The 20,962-nt window shown below is 33.7% G+C and carries 20 protein-coding genes; 4 read left to right on the plus strand and 16 right to left on the minus strand.

Going from position 1 to position 20,962, the window contains the following annotated elements:
- Window positions 1-34: 34 nt before the first annotated feature.
- The 5 genes from tpiA to ACIQ2L_RS09755 form a co-directional block, all read right to left on the minus strand.
- The gene (tpiA, locus tag ACIQ2L_RS09735) at window positions 35-787 is read right to left on the minus strand and encodes a triose-phosphate isomerase (protein WP_396158230.1); all 753 of its coding nucleotides are present in this window, start codon (window positions 785-787) and stop codon (window positions 35-37) included.
- Window positions 787-1,284: a TlpA family protein disulfide reductase gene (locus ACIQ2L_RS09740; protein WP_396158232.1), complete on the minus strand. Its 498-nt coding sequence runs from the start codon at window positions 1,282-1,284 to the stop codon at window positions 787-789. The genes tpiA and ACIQ2L_RS09740 overlap by 1 nt, the downstream gene beginning before the upstream one ends.
- 29 nt (window positions 1,285-1,313) lie before the next feature.
- Window positions 1,314-1,613, minus strand: a complete 300-nt coding sequence (locus ACIQ2L_RS09745) for a hypothetical protein (RefSeq protein WP_396158234.1) — start codon at window positions 1,611-1,613, stop codon at window positions 1,314-1,316.
- A gap of 70 nt (window positions 1,614-1,683) precedes the next feature.
- The gene (locus tag ACIQ2L_RS09750) at window positions 1,684-2,775 is read right to left on the minus strand and encodes a MauE/DoxX family redox-associated membrane protein (protein ID WP_396158236.1); all 1,092 of its coding nucleotides are present in this window, start codon (window positions 2,773-2,775) and stop codon (window positions 1,684-1,686) included.
- Between the two features lie 10 nt (window positions 2,776-2,785).
- Window positions 2,786-3,328 (minus strand): DUF1599 domain-containing protein, encoded by a 543-nt coding sequence (locus tag ACIQ2L_RS09755; protein WP_396158394.1) that lies wholly within the window; start codon window positions 3,326-3,328, stop codon window positions 2,786-2,788.
- Window positions 3,329-3,419: 91 nt separating this feature from the next.
- Here ACIQ2L_RS09755 and folP point away from each other — a divergent pair, with 91 nt between their 5' ends.
- Window positions 3,420-4,238, plus strand: coding sequence for a dihydropteroate synthase (gene folP / locus ACIQ2L_RS09760; RefSeq protein ID WP_396158238.1), 819 nt, complete (start codon window positions 3,420-3,422; stop codon window positions 4,236-4,238).
- The gene (locus tag ACIQ2L_RS09765; protein ID WP_396158240.1) at window positions 4,235-4,849 is read left to right on the plus strand and encodes a hypothetical protein; all 615 of its coding nucleotides are present in this window, start codon (window positions 4,235-4,237) and stop codon (window positions 4,847-4,849) included. Before folP ends, ACIQ2L_RS09765 begins: the two co-directional genes overlap by 4 nt.
- Window positions 4,850-4,890: 41 nt before the next feature.
- On the opposite strand, the gene rlmH is transcribed toward ACIQ2L_RS09765, so the two are convergent.
- From rlmH to ACIQ2L_RS09790, 5 genes are all read right to left on the minus strand, one after another.
- Window positions 4,891-5,364, minus strand: coding sequence for a 23S rRNA (pseudouridine(1915)-N(3))-methyltransferase RlmH (rlmH, locus tag ACIQ2L_RS09770; protein ID WP_396158241.1), 474 nt, complete (start codon window positions 5,362-5,364; stop codon window positions 4,891-4,893).
- 117 nt (window positions 5,365-5,481) lie between these two features.
- A complete protein-coding gene (locus ACIQ2L_RS09775; protein ID WP_396158243.1) occupies window positions 5,482-6,222 on the minus strand; it encodes a shikimate dehydrogenase family protein in 741 nt (246 codons plus the stop codon).
- A gap of 2 nt (window positions 6,223-6,224) precedes the next feature.
- Window positions 6,225-7,622, minus strand: a complete 1,398-nt coding sequence (locus ACIQ2L_RS09780) for a tetratricopeptide repeat protein (protein WP_396158245.1) — start codon at window positions 7,620-7,622, stop codon at window positions 6,225-6,227.
- A 207-nt stretch (window positions 7,623-7,829) separates the two neighbouring features.
- Window positions 7,830-9,023: an aspartate aminotransferase family protein gene (locus ACIQ2L_RS09785; RefSeq protein ID WP_396158247.1), complete on the minus strand. Its 1,194-nt coding sequence runs from the start codon at window positions 9,021-9,023 to the stop codon at window positions 7,830-7,832.
- 25 nt (window positions 9,024-9,048) lie between these two features.
- Window positions 9,049-10,752, minus strand: coding sequence for an OstA-like protein (locus ACIQ2L_RS09790; protein WP_396158249.1), 1,704 nt, complete (start codon window positions 10,750-10,752; stop codon window positions 9,049-9,051).
- A 128-nt stretch (window positions 10,753-10,880) separates the two neighbouring features.
- Here ACIQ2L_RS09790 and ACIQ2L_RS09795 point away from each other — a divergent pair, with 128 nt between their 5' ends.
- Both ACIQ2L_RS09795 and ACIQ2L_RS09800 read left to right on the plus strand, forming a co-directional pair.
- Complete coding sequence (locus ACIQ2L_RS09795) at window positions 10,881-12,752, plus strand: alpha-amylase family protein (protein ID WP_396158251.1); 1,872 nt, start codon at window positions 10,881-10,883, stop codon at window positions 12,750-12,752.
- A 2-nt stretch (window positions 12,753-12,754) separates the two neighbouring features.
- On the plus strand, window positions 12,755-13,285 hold the full coding sequence (locus ACIQ2L_RS09800; protein ID WP_396158253.1) for a CIA30 family protein: 531 nt from the start codon (window positions 12,755-12,757) through the stop codon (window positions 13,283-13,285).
- A gap of 37 nt (window positions 13,286-13,322) precedes the next feature.
- On the opposite strand, the gene ACIQ2L_RS09805 is transcribed toward ACIQ2L_RS09800, so the two are convergent.
- The 6 genes from ACIQ2L_RS09805 to ACIQ2L_RS09830 all read right to left on the minus strand — a co-directional run bounded on the left by ACIQ2L_RS09805 (window position 13,323) and on the right by ACIQ2L_RS09830 (window position 20,910).
- Window positions 13,323-14,594, minus strand: coding sequence for an adenylosuccinate synthase (locus ACIQ2L_RS09805; protein WP_396158255.1), 1,272 nt, complete (start codon window positions 14,592-14,594; stop codon window positions 13,323-13,325).
- 23 nt (window positions 14,595-14,617) lie between these two features.
- Window positions 14,618-15,256, minus strand: coding sequence for a hypothetical protein (locus ACIQ2L_RS09810; protein WP_396158257.1), 639 nt, complete (start codon window positions 15,254-15,256; stop codon window positions 14,618-14,620).
- A 10-nt stretch (window positions 15,257-15,266) separates the two neighbouring features.
- Complete coding sequence (locus ACIQ2L_RS09815) at window positions 15,267-15,719, minus strand: Fur family transcriptional regulator (RefSeq protein ID WP_396158259.1); 453 nt, start codon at window positions 15,717-15,719, stop codon at window positions 15,267-15,269.
- 72 nt (window positions 15,720-15,791) lie between these two features.
- Complete coding sequence (locus ACIQ2L_RS09820; RefSeq protein ID WP_396158261.1) at window positions 15,792-18,011, minus strand: RelA/SpoT family protein; 2,220 nt, start codon at window positions 18,009-18,011, stop codon at window positions 15,792-15,794.
- A gap of 253 nt (window positions 18,012-18,264) precedes the next feature.
- Complete coding sequence (locus ACIQ2L_RS09825) at window positions 18,265-19,056, minus strand: TrmH family RNA methyltransferase (RefSeq protein WP_396158263.1); 792 nt, start codon at window positions 19,054-19,056, stop codon at window positions 18,265-18,267.
- Window positions 19,057-19,092: 36 nt separating this feature from the next.
- Window positions 19,093-20,910 (minus strand): gliding motility-associated C-terminal domain-containing protein, encoded by a 1,818-nt coding sequence (locus tag ACIQ2L_RS09830; RefSeq protein ID WP_396158265.1) that lies wholly within the window; start codon window positions 20,908-20,910, stop codon window positions 19,093-19,095.
- Window positions 20,911-20,962 lie beyond the last annotated feature (52 nt).

Raw genomic sequence — 20,962 nt, forward strand, 5'->3', positions numbered from 1 at the left:
TAATGAAAGGTTAGTATAAAAATATTTGTATATTTTAAATAGAGTTAACTATAGCTGCAAAATCGGCTGCTTTAAGTGCGGCACCACCAATTAATCCTCCATCCACATCAGGTTTTGAGAAAATTTCTTTTGCATTGTCGGGTTTTACGCTGCCACCGTAAAGTATAGAAACATCTTCGGCAACAATACTTCCAAAAGTATGTCTAACGGTTTCTCTAATAAATTTATGCATTTCTTGAGCTTGTTCAGGAGAAGCGGTTTCTCCAGTTCCTATAGCCCAAACAGGTTCATAAGCTAAAACTATTTGTTCCCAGTCTTTATCTTTAATGTGAAACAAACCATCACGAAGTTGATTTTCTACCACATTAAAGTGTTGATTATTTTGTCGATCTTTTAATTCTTCTCCAAAACAAAAGATCACAGTCATATTATGTTTTAATGCTGTAGTTACTTTATCAGATAAAATAAAATCAGTTTCATTAAAATAGGCACGACGTTCAGAATGTCCAATTAATACCGTATTTACGCCTATACTTTTTAACATATCGGCAGAAATTTCACCAGTATACGCGCCATTTTCAAATTGACTCATATTTTGAGCTGCTACTCCAATATTGGTAAATTCTAAGTGGTCAACTGCAGAGGCAAGATTGACAAATGTTGGGGCTACAATTATTTGAGCTTCAATGTCATGTGGCAATACGTTTATGAGTTCATTTAATAAATCTTCTGTTTCTTCTGCATTTTTATGCATTTTCCAATTGCCCGCAACAATCTTTTGTCTCATTATTTTAATTTTTTTAATTGCTCATTTATTTTGTCAAAGTCAGTTTCTATTGCTCTGTAAATTTGAACCTTTCCTTTTTTATCGATAACAATATATCTCGGAATCCAATCTACATCTATTGATTTTCCAAATTCGCCTTTCATACCGTCGGTTGCCCAATAATGATCGCCTTTTAATTCGTGTTTTTCAATTCCAGCCTGCCATTTATCAAAGGCCTTATCCATTGATATGAAAATATAATTCACATCTGGATTATTGGATTGCATCTCTTTTACTTTTGGCATAGCTTTTACACAATCGCTGCACCAAGAAGCCCAAACTTCAATTACTAAAACTTTACCAGCGTGTTTTTTTAAGATTCTTTCAAATGATATTTCACTGGTATCTAAAGCAATTAATTTTTTAGATAAACTTTCTTTTGAGAATTCTTTATTTTGAGCATTTGTGCATCCTAAAGAGACTATACTCGTTATCAAGAAAAAAAATATTTTTTTCATAATTATATAAATGGTTGATTTATTTAAAATCATTTACTCAGATTATTTTTTGTCCTAGACTTCTTTAAGTACAATACTTTATGCTTTCTTCTTTTACGTTCTTTATATTCTTTTTTCTGTTTATGATCGTATAAATATTTCAAAATTACCAAAATACCCAATATTGATCCAATACTAATAGTACTGCCTAATAAAATATATACGGTATTTCCTAAAGGAGGTTTTTCCATTATTGATACATAATTCAAAACAAAGAAATATCCAAAAGCGAAAAGAATGATGCAACAAATGATTCCAATTAGTCCTCGTTGTTTTACCGACTTAGACATAAAATATTTTATCATAATCTAAATTTTAAAGATTTAAATATACTAAAAAGATATTCAAAATAGTGTAATTTTATTTTTTTAACTCGGAGTAGGATTTGTTTATTAATTTTTGGTAATCTTGAACATCAAATTTATTATCGGTAATACCCCAATAGTATTTGTACTCATTACCGTTCCAAAGATATTTTACTCCAGGAGTATCTTTTCCAGAACCCAGAACTTTCCAAAAAGGAATGACTTCGATGACTTTATAAGGATATTCAGCTCCAGCTTCTTTGAAAAAATCTGGTATTAAATCGGCTTCTTCATTCATAAAGACGATTGAAATTTCAGGAAAATTTTTATTGGTCTTTTTCAATGCCGTTAGTTCTTTTGCCGCAACTCGACAGTGATCACAACCAGGCACAAAGAAACAAAGTGTTTTTCTACCATTGTCTAGTTTAGAAAAATACTGTGCATATCCTGATTTCTTTTTAGAAGGTTCATTAAGTTCCACTAAAAGTTCTTCTTTTTTAACTTCAACTTTTTTTACACTATCTTTAACTAGAACGGGATTCACTTCAACTTTTGTACTATCTACAACCAAAGAGTCAATAGTTGTTTCATTTGGTTCAGAAATACTGAATTTACTCTCGACAGGTTGCATAGGTGCAATCATAAACATCGCTAAAATTGAAGCAAACGTAACAGTAGTTAAAACCCAAAAGTTTCCTTTTTTTTCATTGGATTTTGGTAAGATAATGTAAAGCCAACCTAATAAAAGTAGTGCCGCCACGTTTTTGATAATTGCTTCTATTGGTGTCATTGGCAACAGGCTACCAAAGCATCCGCAGTTTCCTGAGTTGCCACCACTAACAAAAGTTACAATGGTTAAATGTGTTGTAAATACAGCTAACAATAAGACTGTAGCTGGAATAACAACACTACGTAGAAAGTTTTTTTGCAAGATTAATAACCCTAGAGCAAATTCAATTCCAATAAGAATTCGAGAAAAATAAGGAGCAAAACTTTCGCTGAACCCCATTGGATAAAGTTGTTTTACTTCAAAAGTAGATATCGCAAAATAGGGAGATGGATACAGTTTAGCAACTGCAGAAAGCAAGAATAAAAATGAAATTACAAATCGAATTCCCCACGATAATGTGTTTTTTGATAGTGTCATTGATTATTTTTTATTGTCCGAAGTTCATTAAAATTAAAGCAAAAACAGCGTAATTAATCATATCTTGATAGTTAGCGTCAATACCTTCCGATACCAGAGTTTTTCCTTTATTGTCTTCAATTTGTTTTACACGAAGTAACTTTTGTAGAATTAAGTCGGTTAGCGAACTCACACGCATTTCACGCCAAGCTTCACCATAATCGTGGTTTTTGTCTTCCATTAATTTTTTGGTTATCGCAATTTTTTCATCATACAATTGTACCGCTTTTACTGCATCTAAATCAGGTTGATCAACAACACCTAAATCCAATTGAATTAAAGCCATAATAGAATAATTAATAATTCCGATAAATTCACCTGTTTCATCTTCCTCAACTTTACGAACTTTGTTTTGTTGTAAACTTCTAATTCTTTGAGCTTTGATGAATATTTGGTCGGTTAATGATGGTAATCTCAAGATTCTCCATGCACTTCCATAATCTTTCATTTTGTTGGCATAAAGTTGTCGGCATATAGCGATAACCTTGTCATATTCTTGAGAAGTATTACTCATTTCAGTGTATCTTTGTATCAAATTTGGCCAAAAGTAACGAATAAAGATTGAAGTACAAAGCACTAAAACTTATAACTATCTTAAAAAAACAATGACAATAAACTGTCTCGGAAAACTAATTGATTTGTCTGTTCCCAAAGTAATGGGTATACTGAATGTAACACCAAATTCGTTCTATGATGGAGGTAAACATTCTGATGAAAAAACTTTGCTAAATCATGTTGAAAAAATGATTATTGAAGGCGCAGCTTTTATTGATATTGGCGCCTATTCTAGTAAACCTGATGCAGAATTTGTTTCAGAAGCGGCGGAAATGCGTCGTTTAGTACCCGTTATAAAATTAGTATTGAAATATTTCCCTGAAACGTTGATATCTGTTGACACGTTTCGTAGTGATGTAGCTAAAACTGCTATAGAAACAGGTGCTTGCATGGTAAATGATATTTCTGCAGGTACTTTGGATTCAATAATGATGGAAAGCGTTGCAAAACTTCGGGTGCCATATATTATGATGCACATGAAAGGCAATCCACAAACGATGCAGAGTTTGGCCCACTATTCGAATATCACTAAAGAAATGTTGTATTATTTCTCCGAAAAAGTAGCACAAGCCAGAAGTTTTGGAATTAATGATTTGATCATTGACCCTGGATTTGGTTTTGCTAAAACAGTGGAGCAAAATTTTGAGGTAATGAATAACTTGGAATTATTTCAAATGGTAGAATTACCACTATTGGTTGGCGTTTCTCGAAAATCAATGATTTATAAAACTCTTGAAACTTCTGCTGAACAGGCATTAAATGGCACTTCGGTTTTAAATACCATTGCGCTGCAAAAAGGAGCTAATATCCTGAGAGTGCATGATGTAAAAGAAGCTATGGAATGTATAAAATTAGTATCCCAATTATGAAAAAAATAATAGTTGCTTTATTTCTGATTTCATTATTTTCTTGTGGTAAAAAAGAAATTCAATTGCCACAATTGAACGAAACAATAGTGGTAGATGTAAAAAATCATTCGCCAATTTATATGTTTTTTGAAACTAATGGAAAAGACACTTTGATTGATGTGAACCGAAGCAATTCGATTAGTTCAACCAATTGGTTGTTTAATATCGACAAGCGATTGCCATTGAAATTAGTTATTCCTGAAATTCAGAAATTGCAAGATAAAAAAGCGAAAAGTTCACATTTAATAAATGGTTCCAAAAACTATTTTACTTATATGGATAGCAAAAAGAAGACGTTGGCTTTTCTACCGTTTACAAATGTGACTTATACTTTAAAGAATTATAATAATGGTATTTCAGTTTTCTTTACAAAAAGAAATAAAATATTTGTAAATAACATTCTTGTTGATAAAAAAGATTTAGAAAGCTATTTAAATAACTTGAATAGGACATATCAAGAAATAGCTTTTGGTTTTGATAAAAACTTGTCTTTTCAAGATTATATTATTGCTAAAAATGTCGCTAATGATTTAGAAATAAAATTTATTACTTTTAAAGAGTATATTTATTAGTTTCAACTGCCAACTAAAAACTGTTTACTGAACACTTCGAATCACTGATGATGGTAAGGCTCGTTTCTCAAAATAGTAAACCCACGATACAACTGTTCAATAAAAAATAACCGCACCATTTGATGCGAAAAAGTCATCTCTGAAAGCGACACTTTTCCTTGTGCTTTTTTATACACTTCGTCGCTAAATCCGTATGGACCACCAATTACAAAGACTAAAGTTTTTACGCTAGAATTCATTTTCTTTTGTAAATAATCAGCAAACTTGATACTCGAAAAAGTAATTCCGTTTTCGTCCAATAAAATTAATTGGTCGGTTGGAGCAACTTTTGATAAAATGAGTTCGCCTTCTTTCTCTTTCTGCTGACTTTCTGAAAGATTTTTGACATTTTTAATATCGGGAATAGTTTCTAAATCAAATTTGATGTAAAATGACAATCGCTTGGTGTAATCGTCAATTAATGATTGTAGCGCTTTGTTATCAGTTTTGCCTATGGCGATAAGTTTGATGTTCATTTTTTCTTTTCTATTGTGTTTTGTTCATTCCGAGGTACTAGGAATCTCATATAATTATTCAAATAGTATGAGATTCTTCATTCCACTTTGTTATATTCAGAATGACAAAAAACTCGGTTATTTATTCCAAATCTTCCACGCTTTTTCGGCTTGAAATACTAACATTTCATAACCATTTTTAGTTACTGCACCATTTTTCTTGGCTTTTTTCAAAAATTGTGTTTCCTCAGGATTGTATATCAGGTCAAAAGCAATATGCTTTTCGGTAAAGAAATTATAGGGAATAGGGGGAAACTCTTTGGTATTTGGAACAGTTCCAACAGGCGTGCAATTGATTATGATATGGTAATTGTCAAAAGTCGTTGCGTTGATTCGGTTATAATCAATCATACCTTCTTTTTCTTCACGAGTCACAAAAGTGTATAGAATTCCGAGTTTATCTAAAGCAAAAGAAACCGCTTTTGCTGCACCTCCAGTTCCAAGAATTAATGCTTTTTTGTGATGGGATTGCAGCAATGGTTCTAAGGATTTCATAAATCCATAGTAATCCGAATTGTACCCTTTTAGTTTTCCATTTTTTGTAAATCGAATGACATTTACAGCGCCAATTTGTGCTGCGGTTTTGGAAAGTTTATTCAGATAGGGAATTATCGTTTCTTTGTACGGAATAGTAACATTCAAGCCAATTAAATCTGGATTGTTAGATATAACTGAGGGAAATTCTTCAATGGTTTGAATGTCGAAGTTTTCATAGGAACAATCCACTAAATTCCCTAAAGCAAATTTATCAGTAAAATAGTCTTTTGAAAAAGAATAGGAGATGTTTTTACCTAATAAACCAAATTGTCTTTTCGACATTGTTATGGTTTTGCGTGTTTTGCAATATAATCTTGCACCGATATTCTGTCCCAAACAGTTGGAAACATTTCTTTTAAAAGGGTTTGGTGTTTCATATTAATTCGCAAACCATTACTTAAATGATAATTTCCTTTTTCTTCTTCGTTCAAAAGCATGTGAAAACCTGCTAAGCGATATTCAATTTCAAAATCATCAGGGAAATATTCTGATGCTTGAATTAAAGTCAAAATGGCATTATTATACTCGCCCATAATGAGCATAATATCCACCCAAAATAACCAGGTGTCTAATTGATAATCGCCAAATTCTATTGCTTTTCTGTAACCAAACTCTGCTTCCTCAAAATGATCTATCGCTTTGTTGATGGTTGCATAGCGTTTCCAATATAAACGGTTTTGATCGTCAATTGCCAATGCTTTGTTTACATAATACAACGCTTTTTGGTAATTTTTTTGACGTACATAAAAATCAGTAATGGCAATCCAACCCTTATCTAATAACGGATCTTCATGAACCGTTTTATTAAAATATTTTAATGCTTCTACTTTATTGCCTAATTTTTCATAGCATTTTCCAATTCTTAGTAAGGCATAGGAGGTTGGGTCGTCCAATTCAATGGTACGATTGTAGCTTTCTATTGCTTCCGCATAATTTTTAAGTCGCTCTAATGCTTTTCCTCTTTCCATATAAGCACCTATAAATTCTTCATCTATGTAGGTTGCTAATTGAAAACAGGTAGAGGCACTTTCGTAATCTTTCAAACCATAATACAATCTACCGGACTGATGCCATGCAATTTCGCTATATGGATTTCTGTCAATATAAGTCTTTAGATATTCTATTGCTTCTTGATTTTGATCTAAAAACTCAAAGCAATAGACCACATTATATAAGGCCGATTGATCTTCCATATCTTCTTCCAAACATTTAATAAAACTTTCTTTTGCCAATTCTAGATTATCCATAAAAAGATATTCCATGCCTATCAAGTTGTAAACATCGGCATAATCTTCTGTATAATTTAGCGCTGTTTTTAAGAATCCGACCGCTTTTTCGTGGTCATCTCTTTTTGAATAAATATTGGCTTTTTGAATAAAAATTTCTTCGTTGGTTGGTTCAATAGCATACAATTCGTTAAGCAATTTTTCCGCTTGATCCAGCTTGTCGTCATACACTAGCATTTCTACTTGTACTAGTTTAAGACCAGTAGATTTTGGATGCTGTTCCAATCCCAACTTCAACGCTTTTTTGGCTAAAGAGGCTTTTCCCATATCGAGATAATGTAGAATAATTTCCTCGAATTCCTCGGAATCAAAAAATAAAACTTTGTTGGTTTTCAACATCGATTCAAATTTTGATAAGGATAAGTTGTAGTCTTCTTCGTCGTGATCTAATTGCATAACTGTAGGTGTTAAAATTATCCTTAATAAAATTAGGGAAACACGTTGCTTTTTTTGTGGGTTGCGATTATTGTTGTAAACAATTTAATTAACAATTATTCAATATCAATATCAATATCAATTTCAATGTCAATATCAATATCAATATCAATATCAATTTCAATGTCAATATCAATATCAATATCAATTTCAATTCAATTACAAAATTCAATATCTATTCTCATTTTGAATTTCATTCATTGCTTCAATAATAATGGCGCAACCTTCTCTGATTTCCTTTTCAGATATAGTTAATGGTGGAGTAATTCTAATAGCACAACCTTCGAAAAGCAACCAAAATAATATCAACCCTTTTTCCATACATTTAAAAATTACTTGGTTTGTTATTTCAGCGTTTTTTGTCATTGCCGCTAACATCAATCCTCTTCCGCGTATTTCCTTTATCAAAGGATGTACCAAAAGTTCTCTGAATATCTTTTCTTTAGCTAAAGATTGCGTAATGTAATCTTTTTCAAGAATTTCTTCTAAGGTGGCTACGCATGCTGCCGCAATGACAGGATGACCTCCAAAAGTTGTGATGTGACCAAGTTTAGGATCATGACTTAGTAAATCCATATATGTAGAGTTTGCAATAAATCCACCTACTGGCATACCACCAGCCATTCCTTTTCCAATTATCACAACGTCGGGTATAACATTATAGTTCTCAAAACCAAATAATTTTCCGGTTCTACCAAAACCAGGTTGGATTTCATCGAGAATCAGTAAAGCACCAACTTCTTCACAACGTTTTTTTACTTTGGCTAAGAAATCATTTTGAGGTTCAATAAAACCTGCGCCACCTTGAATACTTTCCAAAATGATTCCAGCAGTTTTGGTCGTTATTTTTTGAATATCATCTTCATTATTAAAAGTGATAAAATCAACATCTGGAATTAATGGACGAAAAATTTGCTTTCGTTCTTCAAATCCCATGACGCTCATAGCACCCAAGGTATTGCCGTGATAGGCATTGTGACAAGAAATTAATTGACTTCTTCCGGTAACGCGACGAACCAACTTTAGTGCACCTTCACAGGCTTCTGTTCCCGAATTGACTAAATAGACTTTGTTTAAAACTGGGGGCAAATTCTCAACTAATAATTTACAATAAGCCACTGCAGGATGTTGTGCATATTCACCATAAACCATTACGTGTGAATACTTATCCAATTGGTCTTTGATGGCTTGATTAACTCGTGGATGTTGATGTCCTAAACTTGTAGCGGAAACACCTGCAACGAAATCTAAATGTTTTTTATTATTGGTATCATAAATATAAGAACCAATTGCATGTGAAACCTCCATACCTAAAGGATAAGGAGAAGTTTGTGCTTGGTATTTTAGGAAATCCTCTTTCATGTCATTACGAACTTTTGAAGCAATCTTATTTCACTATTGGTTTCGATTTATTCTGGTCAGATTTCGGTTTGGTTTCGCCCTGTTCGCCTTTGGCTAGCGTTGAGTTGTTTTTGTCGTACTCTAAAGTTTCTTTACTCGGTTTCAGGGGTACATTTTCTTTTTCCATTTCTGCTTTTCGCTCCGCTTGAATTTTGGCATCAAGATCGTTTTCTTCTTGTGGGAAAATATCATCCTTCGATTTTATTCGTTCCTCACCGCGCCAAATAAAACCTCGAAGTTTTCTAGCATTTTCGGGCAATTCTATCTCGGGATAAATATCGCCATCGGGATTGTTGAAAATGGTTAAGGTTTCTATGGTGTTTTTGTCTAAAATCATATTTATTTTACTACCAACACTTTTGTTGATACCAATCAGTTCGTTTTGGTCATTTCGCATGTAATAAATGACTTCGGTGTTTTTTACTATATCAACTTCATGGAGTTTATTGTCTTTAAACTTACCGTATAAATTCATTCCTTTGACCTGATTATACCCTGTCCCTATTGAATCTTTAGAGATTATAAAGGCATTGTTCAATACTTTAAGCGAATCTAATTTCTCGGTGGTATTATTTCCAATAAGATGCATTAGGTCACCTGTCATTTGGTTCTCATAATTCCAAAGAATTGGTTTGCCAATAAGCTTGGTTAGCGCCGTTTTCTGATTGGAATGAATAGAATCACATTTGCCACTCATATCCGTTTTATAAAAACGAACATTATTAAATCCACGAATAACTCGGTCGCCAACTTTTCCTGTAATAAGCATTTTTTTTCCATGTATGTACATCGAATCATTCTCTACCAAAGTAATAGCAACAGCTCTTTTGGTAATCATCATCGAATCTTTCTCGGTTTTTAGATTGCGGTAAATTTCTGCATAATGGCCTTTGAGAATTCCTTTATTTATAGTGTCTGTAACTTTGACATTATTAGTCGCCGATGCGTATTCGCGATTTCGATCATAATACAAACTATCGCCTTCAATTTTTCGGTCTTTGTATTTGATGTAAGACTTTCGTTTAAAGAAGGCAAAATTCTTTTTGGTATCATAAAACCCTTTTTCGGTATAAATGAAATTCTCCTTACTTGTAATCGTTGAAGGACCAAATAAATAGGAGTGACCCGAATTGGTATAATAATCCAAATGATTCGATTTTATTGTGTATTTTGGGTTGGTAATGGTGACTGCCGTTAAAAATTTAAACTTCTTTTCGTTAGCAAAGTATCTACCTGATTTACTTTTTAAAGTATTCTCTTTGCTAGTAATGGTGCCAAAGGAATTGTAAAAAGCTTCTTGTGTATTTCGGTCAAAGTTAATGGTGTCGGTTACCAAAGTCGATTCGGGTGAACGCATAATTACGTTTCCTGTGGCATATGCTTTTTTTAGTTCGCCATTGTATTCGGCATATTTACTGTTTAGGAAAAGCGTATCACCTTGCACCATCTGCACTTCGCCAAATGCTTTGATGTAGTTTTCTTTCTCAAAAAAATAGGCCTTGTTACAAGTAAAAAGCACACCTTCATGCCTTATTCTAACGTTACCTCGCAGCAACAAAGCATCGGGAATTTCGTCTTGATTTCTATCTGCAAAATCGGAATATTCTACATTTATTTGAGATGTTTTTTGAGCTTGAACATTTGCTAAAATAAAAAAGAGAAATCCGGTATAAAAAAGGAACTTTTTCAAGAGTTTTAATTTTAGCCAAATTTATGAAATTAGGTACAATGAAAATGGTTATTAAGAATTATTTATGTTACATATATTTCTATATTTGTGACAATGACTTATTGAACCAATTATAAGCATGCTGTCGTATGAAAACAAGTTTAACCTATACCTTAATTATGAGTTGTATTATAGCTAATATAACCATTGCACAAAAAAAGAATACCATGAGTGCCAATCCCAAAGAAATCATTGCTCCAAAGAAAGCGGTTGTTTATCAAGTTTTCACCCGATTGTTTGGCAATAAAAACACCACCAATAAACCTTGGGGAACCATTGAAGAAAATGGAGTAGGGAAGTTCAATGATTTTACCGATAAAGCACTGCAAGAAATCAAAAAACTAGGTGTTACTCATATTTGGTATACTGGCGTTCCGCATCATGATGTGATTCGTGATTATACTCAATACGGAATCTCCAATGACGATCCCGATGTAGTTAAAGGAAGAGCTGGTTCTCCTTATGCTGTGAAGGATTATTATAACGTAAACCCTGATTTAGCCGTTAATCCAGCTAAAAGATTGGAAGAGTTTGAATCCTTAATTGCACGCACACACAAAAATGGTTTAAAAGTAATCATTGATATTGTTCCCAATCACATTGCACGAAATTACCATAGTTTGAGCAATCCAAAAGGTGTAAAAGATTTTGGTACCGATGATGATACTTCGGTGGAATATGCTCGCAACAATAATTTTTATTACATTCCAGGAAAAGCTTTTGAAGTGCCAACATCGGATACTTACAAACCTTTAAATGGTGAACAAAATCCTTTAATTGACGGAAAGTTTACCGAATATCCAGCAAAATGGACAGGTAACGGTTCACGTCAAGCAAAACCAGATATAAATGACTGGTATGAAACGGTGAAAGTAAATTATGGCATCAAGCCAGATGGTTCCAAAGATTTCCCCGAATTACCTGCAGGTTACGATACAAAAGATTGTAAGGCCCATTTCGCTTTTTGGAAAGACAAAGATGTTCCAAGTTCATGGAAAAAATTCCGTGATATTGCCTTGTATTGGACGGCAAAAGGTATAGACGGTTTCCGCTATGATATGGCGGAGATGGTACCGTATGAATTTTGGAGTTATATGAATTCGGCAATAAAAATGAAAAATCCGAAGGCATTTTTATTGGCAGAAGTCTACAATCCGAAAGAGTATAGAAATTATATCAAGTTGGGAAAAATGGATTATCTCTACGATAAAGTGGAAACGTACGATCATTTGAAAGCAGTAATTCAAGGTAAAACGTTGCCGGACGGATTATCGGATATACAAAACGGATTGGCCGACATTGAGCACCACATGCTTCACTTTTTAGATAATCATGACGAACAACGATTGGCTAGTCCAGAATTTGCGGGTACTCCCGAAAAAGGAAAACCAATGATGGTGGTTTCAGCTACACTAAGTTCATCACCTACAATGATTTATTTCGGGCAAGAAGTGGGCGAAGACGGAAAAGAGAATGCTGGATTTGGAACCCATTCGCGCACTTCCATTTTTGATTATATTGGTGTTCCACATCATCAGCGTTGGATGAATGAAGGTAAGTTTGATGGCGGACAGTTATCTCAAAGTGAAAAAGCGCTACGCGATTTTTATAAACGTTTATTAAATTTTACTTTAAGTAGCGATGCTTTGATGGGAAAATACCAAGAGATTCAAAAGTATAATCGAGATACAACTTCAGGATATGATTCAGGTTTGTATTCTTTTGTGCGTTGGTCAGCAAAGGAACGATTGATAATTGTGGCAAACTTCTCATGGGTAACTACTAGTAATTTCGAGTTGAAAGTACCTGAAACGATAATCAAATCATGGGATTTAAAAGATGGATTATACGATGTAACCGATCAACTATACGGTAGCAAAGCACAGCTTAAAGTTACTAATGGTATTGGAACGATTCAGTTAAGCATAAAACCGAGTGAGAGTTTTATTTTAAAACTTTAATAATGAAATTAGTTTTTTTTCTTATTACAATTTCTTTTGCGATGAATTCAATATTATTGTTCGATTTTACTGAGAAATGCGATATTTCTAATTGGAAAATTGTTGATGACGGAGTGATGGGTGGCCTTTCATCAAGTACTTTTAGGGTTGATCGTGACGGTAACGGAAACTTTTCAGGAACTGTTTCTACTGATAATAATGGTGGATTTTGTTCGGTTCGTTATTTTTTCAAACCAATATCTCTAAAAAACCAAAAGACTTTCAGCATCCGATTAAAAGGCGATGGAAAAAAATATCAGTTTAGGGTGAAGTCTAAAGTTAGTGACTATTATTCCTATATATATGAATTTCAAACCACGTCCGATTGGCAAACAGTTGAAATTCCAATAACCGAAATGTATGCTTCTTTCCGAGGAAGAACCTTGAATCTTCCTAATTATGATGGGACAAATTTAGAAGAAATTGCCTTTTTAATTGGCAATAAGCAAAATGAAAACTTTCAATTGATGATTGATAAGATAGAAGTGAAATAATAGACAAACCAGTAAAATTTTTTAGTCTGGTTTTTATTTATCTCATTATCGTCTGCTTTCTATCTGGACCAACAGAAACTATTTTTATAGGTACTTCGACTTCCTTTTCAATAAATTCTATATAGTCTTTTAACTCTTTTGGCAAACTTTCAAAAGTGGTTAGTCCGGTCAAATCTTGCTTCCAACCTTTAAATTCAGTATAAATAGGCGTTACGTTTTCTTCTTCAATATTATACGGTAAATGTTGAATCACTTCGCCTTTGTAGTTATAAGCAGTGGCCACTTTTAAAGTGTCAAAACCCGAAAGCACATCGCCTTTCATCATCATCAATTGCGTTACGCCATTAATTTGAATAGCATATTTCAAGGCTACTAAATCCAACCAACCACAACGGCGTTTCCTTCCTGTCACCGAACCAAATTCGTTGCCTACACTTGCCATCATATCTCCAGCTTCGCCAAAATCTTCGGTTGGAAATGGTCCAGAACCCACACGCGTGGTATACGCTTTGAAAATACCGTACACTTCTTTAATTTTATTTGGTGCAATGCCTAAACCAGTACAAGCGCCAGCAGCCGTGGTGTTTGATGAAGTTACAAACGGATAGGTTCCAAAATCAACATCCAACAACGAACCTTGTGCACCTTCACAAAGAATCGATTTTCCAGCTTTTTGAGCTTGTGCCAAATATTCCTCGCTGTCGATAAAATCTAATTTTCGTAAGTCTTCAATGGCTTCAAAGAATTCATTTTCCATTTCAGCCAAATTATACTGAATATTTACATCATAAAATGCAATCATCGCTTCATGCTTGTCCGCCAAAGCTCTATAACGTGCTGCAAAATCAGCTAGTTCAATATCGCCTACACGAATGCCGTTTCTTCCGGTTTTATCCATATAGGTTGGTCCAATTCCTTTGAGTGTAGAGCCAATTTTGGCCTTCCCTTTTGAAGCTTCCGAAGCGGCATCAAGCAAACGATGCGTTGGCAGAATCAAATGCGCTTTTCTTGAAATAAACAATTTTGATTTCAAATCGAGATTGAATTTGGCCAAACCGTCAATTTCACTTTTAAAAACCACGGGGTCAATAACGACACCATTTCCGATAAGGTTGATATTATTACCATGAAAAATCCCTGAGGGAATAGTTCTTAATACATGTTTTATACCATCAAATTCAAGTGTGTGCCCAGCATTTGGTCCGCCTTGAAATCGAGCAATAATGTCGTATTTTGAAGTAAGAACGTCAACAATTTTTCCTTTGCCTTCATCGCCCCATTGTAATCCTAGTAGTAAATCTACAGTCATTGTGTTGTTTTTTATAATTACTATTAATGGTTGCTTATATTTTCAAACATATTAGTGTTTAGTTCAATTTTCATATTTTTCGCTAAATCCCAATTTACCATTTTATATAAGTCTTTCATAGCTTTTTTATCTCTTTCAAATTTATCTTCAAAATTTATAACACGTTCTCCTTTATTGGCATATTCATTTATATTTATATTGCCTATATATATAATTTCTCCTTTATTTACCTCAAAATTTGATGTAACTGTTGATACGTGTTTATATTGAGGTGCATAATCAAAAAGCTTAAAAATAGTAAATTTTGCAGAAGATAAATTGTATAGTCCTGGTACTTTTTCTAGAACAAAAAGATACGTTCTTCCACCATCAAGTTCTCCATAATGTTTGCCTACAAACATAGTAGGGTCAATCCTTAAATTTTTGGTATATTTTCTTTGTAATTTTTTATCTGGTGAAATATAAACTATTGGAAAAGTATAATTATCAAATCTCATTTTATCATCTGGAAATGTTATGGTCCCAAATAGTAGTCCGTTTTCTGTATAATCTCTATGAAACCGTAATTGCTCTTCGGGAAGTCTTTGTGCTAAGCTGTTTGAATTTAAAGAAAAGAGTATAAATAATAGAAATACAAAAGATAAATGGTTTTTCTGTTTCATTTGGTAAATATTATTCTTTTTTATTCGCGTAGAAATAAAGCGAATGATTGTGTATGTCAATCCCAAAGATTTCTTCAATCGTTTGCTTAATAGTTTGAATTCTAGGATCACAAAATTCAATCACTTCACCAGTATCAGTCATTATGATATGGTCGTGTTGTCTGTCAAAATACGATTTTTCATAATGTGCCTGATTTTGTCCAAATTGATGTTTACGAACCAACCCACAATCGAGTAAAAGTTCAATGGTATTGTATAAAGTTGCACGAGAAACACGATAGTTTTTGTTTTTCATTTTGATATATAAATTCTCAATATCAAAATGTTCTTCGCTATCATATATTTCGTGAAGAATAGCATAACGCTCGGGTGTTTTTCGGTGTCCTTTGTTTTCAAGATACAATGTAAAAACATTCTTTACCGTCTCTTGATTTTTGATATTATCTGATGCAATTAGTGTCATGTGACAAAGGTAATTTTTTTGTTTAAGGTTTAAAAGTTTACAAGTTTAAATATTAACAATGTGCTGTGAATATTAATTGGTATAAACCCTTGTTACTTTATCAACACCATCTATTTTTTTGATATTGTCAATTAATTTTTTCAAAATAGCATTGTTTTGTACAATTACGGCAACTTGTCCGTTAAAAATCCCAGCATCACCACTTAGTGAAATACTTTGAATATTTACGTGCATGTTGTTAGAAATTACTTTAGTCAGTTCGTTTGTTAATCCCAAACTATCCATGCCAGTAATTTTCAAAATGGCTTTAAATTCTTGTTGGGATGAGTCAATCCATCGGGCCTGCATAATGCGATAGGCATAATTGGATTGCAACGTTATGGCGTTTGGACAATCTTTTTTATGCACTTTTATACCTTCATTAATCGTAATAAAACCAAACACCTTATCACCCGGAATCGGATTGCAACAGGAAGATAATTTATAATCTAATTTATCTTGCTCTAAGCCAAAGACCAACATGTCATAATTGCTATTGAGCACTTGTTTATTAATGTCTTCTGGAGCAGCGCTAGGTGAGCGTTTTATTTTACTCTTGAAGAAGTTCATTAAAGTATTGCTTTTTTGGGCGGCAAAGTCCTTGAGTTGTTGGTTTTCAATAGAGCCAATTCCAACGCGGTAAAACAAGTCTAGGCTGGTTTTTAAATTAAAGAAATTTACCAATTCATTTATCACAGTTTCACTAAGTGTGATTTTTAAATGTTTCATTTTTCGGGTTAATAATTCCCTTCCATCTTCGGCAATTTTTTTAGTGTTTTCGTTGAGAACATTTCTGATTTTATTTTTCGCTCTTGAAGTCGTCACATAATCCAACCAGTTAATTGTTGGTTTTTGATGTACAGAGGTAATAATTTCTATTTGGTCGCCACTTTTTAATTCATGATTGAGCGGGACTAGTTTTCCGTTCACACGAGTTCCTCTAGTTTTGATTCCAATTTCGGAGTGAATACTAAATGCAAAATCGAGAGATGTTGCTCCTTTAGGTAATGATTTTATTTCTCCTTTGGGTGTAAAGACAAAGATTTCTTTGGCGTAAAGATTCATTTTAAAATCTTCTACAAAGTCAACCGCATTGGTTTCTGAACTTTCTAAGGCTTCTTTTAAAAGGTTCAGCCACGTATCCAATCCGCTTTCTTCGGTAGCACCATTTTTATATTTGTAATGAGCCGCATACCCTTTCTCTGCAATTTCGTCCATACGCTCGCTTCGTACTTGAATTTCTACCCAACGGCCTTTTGGCCCCATCACAGTAATGTGCAACGCTTCGTATCCAGTAGATTTTGGCGAAGAAATCCAATCGCGCAATCGGCTTGGACTCGGGCGGTAATGATCGGTTACAATAGAATAAATTTTCCACGCCAAAAATTTCTCGTCATGCAAATTTGATTTATAGATTATTCGAAGCGCAAATTTATCATAGACTTCATCAAACGTTACGTTTTGAGCCGCCATTTTTCTTCGAATGGAGTAAATTGATTTTGGACGGCCTTTCATTAAATAGTCAACGCCTTCTTCATCAAGAGATTTTTTCAATACATCAGAAATGGTTTTGATATAGTCATCCTGTTCCTCTTTGGTTTCTTTTATTTTGCTAACGATATCTTTAAAAACTTCAGGTTCTGTATATTTTAATCCTAAATCTTCGAGCTTGGTTTTGATATTATACAATCCCAATCGGTGGGCTAATGGAGCATAAATGTATAATGTTTCAGAGGCAATTTTTACCTGTTTATAATCGGGCATCGAATCCATAGTTTGCATATTGTGCAAACGGTCTGCTATTTTAATTAAAATTACACGAACATCATCATTCAGAGTCAGGAGCATTTTACGGAAATTTTCCGCTTGCATCGAGATGTTCATGTCTTTTTTAACTTGAGAAATTTTAGTTAAACCTTCAACCAGATGGGCGATTTTTGGATTGAATTTTTTTTCGATATCTTGGATAGTTACATCAGTATCTTCAACTACATCATGCATCAATGCCGCTGCTATGCCTGTAGCACCTAACCCGATTTCAGATGCAACAATTTTGGCCACACCAATAGGATGAAAGATATACGCTTCGCCTGATTTACGGCGTTGATCTTTGTGCGCTTCTACGGCAACATCAAAGGCTTTTCGAATGAGTTTTTTATCAGAATCAGTGAGTGTTTGATAACTTATGCGAAGTAATTCTTTGTATTCTCGTGCAATGGCTTTTTTTTCTTCTTCTAAATCTATTTCGATCATAGCATTTGTAATCAGGTAGCTAAAAATAAGCATTACAAATTAGATGTGCAAATAGAAAATTTAAAAAAGCATTATTGATTAGTAAAAGTGATTACTAAATATATAGTTGTAAATCCCAAATCCCAAATCCCAAATCCCAAATCCCAAATCCCAAATCCCAAATCCCAAATCCCAAATCCCAAATCCTAAATCCTAAATCCCAAATCCTAAATCCCAAATCCTAAATCCCAAATCCCAAATCCTAAATCCCAAATTATAATCCCCGTTGTCTTTTTGCTTCAAAAATCAAAATAGCTGCAGCTACTGACACATTCATGCTGTCAATTTCTCCTTGCATCGGAATAATGATGTTTTGTGTTGCTTTTTCGCGCCAAAGTTGAGTTAATCCTGTAGCTTCAGTGCCTACAACCAAAGCCGTTGGAGTGGTATAATTTTGGGTGTGATACGAAGTTGAATTTTGTAACGTTGCGCTGTAGAAATTAATCTTGTTTTTGATTAAAAAATCGATAGTTTCTTCTGTTGAGGCCAGTGCAATTTGATTGGTAAACAGGCAGCCAACACTAGAACGTACAATATTTGGATTGAACAAATCGGTTTTTGGATTGGCAATAATCACTGCGTCTACATTTGCAGCATCACAAGTTCTTAAGATAGCGCCAATATTGCCTGGTTTTTCTATGGCTTCCAAAACTACTAGTAATGGATTTTTCGGAAGCTTTAAATCTGAAAGTTGTAATGATTTGGTTTTGGCTACTGCTAAAATGCCTTCGGTGGTATCTCGATACGCTATTTTTTGATAGACTTCTTTAGAGATTTCTATGTTCTCGACTGTGCTCGAACTGATAATTTTTTTTAATTGCGTTTCAGAAACTAATTCTGTTAAAAAAAGAAAGGTTTCTATCTCGTAATTTCCTTTAATCGCCAATTCAATTTCACGCATCCCTTCTATCAAAAAAGTACCAAATTGTTTTCGAGCTTTGGCTTTTTCTTGTACTTGTACTAATGATTTTATAAATGGATTTTGTGAAGAAGTAATTTGTTTCATAATTGCTTTTGGATGTCCAAAGGTATCTTGTTTTTTTTAATGATGTAGATATAAAAATCCTTTCAATGGTTCAGGATAATCGACATCATTTAAAAACAACAAATAAAAATAAGTACCATCGGGAGCGTTTTTGCTTCCAAAGCCATCTTTTACATAACCATTCCAATCTTCTGTATTTTGATTTCCTGTCCAAAGTAATCTTCCCCAACGGCTATAAATTTCTAATTTAAAATCTAGAAATATATCCCTCAAACCTCCGATAGTGAAACTGTCGTTATACGTATCATTATTAACAGAAACATAGTTGTAAACGGTTGGAGGACAGTTTCTGGTTGTTAGAATAAAATCAGAAATCGCGAAACAATTATCATTGAATATCCGAACATAGATTTCTTTTGGTGTTGCACTAGCTTGATAATTACTTGTATTTAAAATAGGACTAACATTATTAGTTGCATTTTCTAGGGTTTCGAAAAAACGCACACCGTCTAAAGGATTTGTTTTCACCAATTCCTCATAAGTAGAAAAATCAAATGTACCGCGAGTGAATCCTTCATTGCAAACAACTAAATTTTCTAACGTATTAAAGGTTGGGGTTACCCAAAGTGAAACAGCAATAGTAGCTGTATTGTTGTTCTCGTTTAATTCGGCCACAATTCCTGTTCCGTCTCCACGATCATCTACAATAATTACTAAATTAAAATCTAAAGGCACATTAATAGGAATGGTGATTGTAGTTTGATAGCTCATACTTCCACCAATTGGTATGGGAAGTGTTGTTTCATCATAAGCAGTAAAAACGCCGTCAACGTAAATCGCGATTGGCGTTCCCGGCGGCAGCACTTCAGTTGCATTTATGTTCGAAACGGTATAATTCACAATAATTGTCCTTGAATCACATTCTTGTTCAATATTGTTTATTGCAACAGTGGCGTCGGCCAATTGACTGTTCAGTTTAGTGACTATGGTATTTATTAAAACAAAATCTTGTGCTGTTGTCATTTTTACTTCAACAGAAGAGTTGCCAATGCTTATATAATTTTGGATGTCATAAATATCCAAATCCATATTGTATAAACTGCTGCTTCCGGTAATGCTATTGGTGCCATTAAATGCATTATTTCCGGGATTCAAAGGTGGATTATCAATACTATTTCCATTAATCAACAAAGATTCCTGATTTGAAATTGTTGCGTCCCCTTCCCAAGCTACAAATCCTAGTTTGGCCCCAGAATTATTCAAAACATTTAAGTTTCCTAAATTGATGATCAACTGATCTTGAACGTCAACTACGGCAGTTGACAATGCTTCTAACCCGTCATAAACATTAATCTGATTTAGTGGTAATGTTGGATTGCCAAACACAATTACGATTGCCCAGCCAGAAAAGTTGGTTCCGTTGTTGCAATAGGTATCCGGATTTAAAAAGGGAGATACATCAAGGTCAGAAAAACTATAGAGGCCATTTCCAGTATTTTGTAATTGTGTTGTAACATCGGCAAAAGCACTAAAAAACGGATTTCCATTAGAACTTTGAATCGCCGAAAAATTTCGTTGAGATGTAATGTCAATTCCATTTAATTTAACATTAAAATCACCAGTTCCCGAACCAGCCCAATACAAATAGGCGTTTTCGATGACATCAGTTGGACTTAAATTCAAAGTGGCGTCCGAGCTTGGCAATATGAGGCAAGGATCAAAAGCACCATTGGGCTGAACATTCAAGGTATTGCCTATAAAAGTGAAGTCAAAACGACCGTTGAACTGATTGTATAAGGATAGATTTTGCCCATTTGTTTTAAAAATGACACCAAAAAGTACAATAAAAAGGAAATAAAATCGTTTTAATCTCACAGCAATCGGTTTAACGAGCTAAAGTTAAGTAATTATTTTTGAAAACGGATTT

Origin of the sequence: Flavobacterium sp., from assembly GCF_044369455.1 — a bacterium.
Taxonomy (GTDB): Bacteria; Bacteroidota; Bacteroidia; order Flavobacteriales; family Flavobacteriaceae; genus Flavobacterium.

Bases quoted from the DNA above. Each gene is read 5' to 3' on its own strand.
- ACIQ2L_RS09750 (WP_396158236.1), bottom strand. From the start codon at position 2,775: ATGACACTATCAAAAAACACATTATCGTGGGGAATTCGATTTGTAATT.
- ACIQ2L_RS09815 (WP_396158259.1), bottom strand. From the start codon at position 15,719: ATGACACTAATTGCATCAGATAATATCAAAAATCAAGAGACGGTAAAG.
- ACIQ2L_RS09805 (WP_396158255.1), bottom strand. From the start codon at position 14,594: ATGACTGTAGATTTACTACTAGGATTACAATGGGGCGATGAAGGCAAA.
- ACIQ2L_RS09780 (WP_396158245.1), bottom strand. From the start codon at position 7,622: ATGCAATTAGATCACGACGAAGAAGACTACAACTTATCCTTATCAAAA.
- ACIQ2L_RS09785 (WP_396158247.1), bottom strand. From the start codon at position 9,023: ATGAAAGAGGATTTCCTAAAATACCAAGCACAAACTTCTCCTTATCCT.
- ACIQ2L_RS09800 (WP_396158253.1), top strand. From the start codon at position 12,755: ATGAAATTAGTTTTTTTTCTTATTACAATTTCTTTTGCGATGAATTCA.
- rlmH (WP_396158241.1), bottom strand. From the start codon at position 5,364: ATGAACATCAAACTTATCGCCATAGGCAAAACTGATAACAAAGCGCTA.
- tpiA (WP_396158230.1), bottom strand. From the start codon at position 787: ATGAGACAAAAGATTGTTGCGGGCAATTGGAAAATGCATAAAAATGCA.
- ACIQ2L_RS09810 (WP_396158257.1), bottom strand. From the start codon at position 15,256: ATGAAACAGAAAAACCATTTATCTTTTGTATTTCTATTATTTATACTC.
- ACIQ2L_RS09825 (WP_396158263.1), bottom strand. From the start codon at position 19,056: ATGAAACAAATTACTTCTTCACAAAATCCATTTATAAAATCATTAGTA.
- ACIQ2L_RS09755 (WP_396158394.1), bottom strand. From the start codon at position 3,328: ATGAGTAATACTTCTCAAGAATATGACAAGGTTATCGCTATATGCCGA.
- folP (WP_396158238.1), top strand. From the start codon at position 3,420: ATGACAATAAACTGTCTCGGAAAACTAATTGATTTGTCTGTTCCCAAA.
- ACIQ2L_RS09795 (WP_396158251.1), top strand. From the start codon at position 10,881: ATGAAAACAAGTTTAACCTATACCTTAATTATGAGTTGTATTATAGCT.
- ACIQ2L_RS09775 (WP_396158243.1), bottom strand. From the start codon at position 6,222: ATGTCGAAAAGACAATTTGGTTTATTAGGTAAAAACATCTCCTATTCT.
- ACIQ2L_RS09765 (WP_396158240.1), top strand. From the start codon at position 4,235: ATGAAAAAAATAATAGTTGCTTTATTTCTGATTTCATTATTTTCTTGT.
- ACIQ2L_RS09740 (WP_396158232.1), bottom strand. From the start codon at position 1,284: ATGAAAAAAATATTTTTTTTCTTGATAACGAGTATAGTCTCTTTAGGA.
- ACIQ2L_RS09820 (WP_396158261.1), bottom strand. From the start codon at position 18,011: ATGATCGAAATAGATTTAGAAGAAGAAAAAAAAGCCATTGCACGAGAA.
- ACIQ2L_RS09745 (WP_396158234.1), bottom strand. From the start codon at position 1,613: ATGTCTAAGTCGGTAAAACAACGAGGACTAATTGGAATCATTTGTTGC.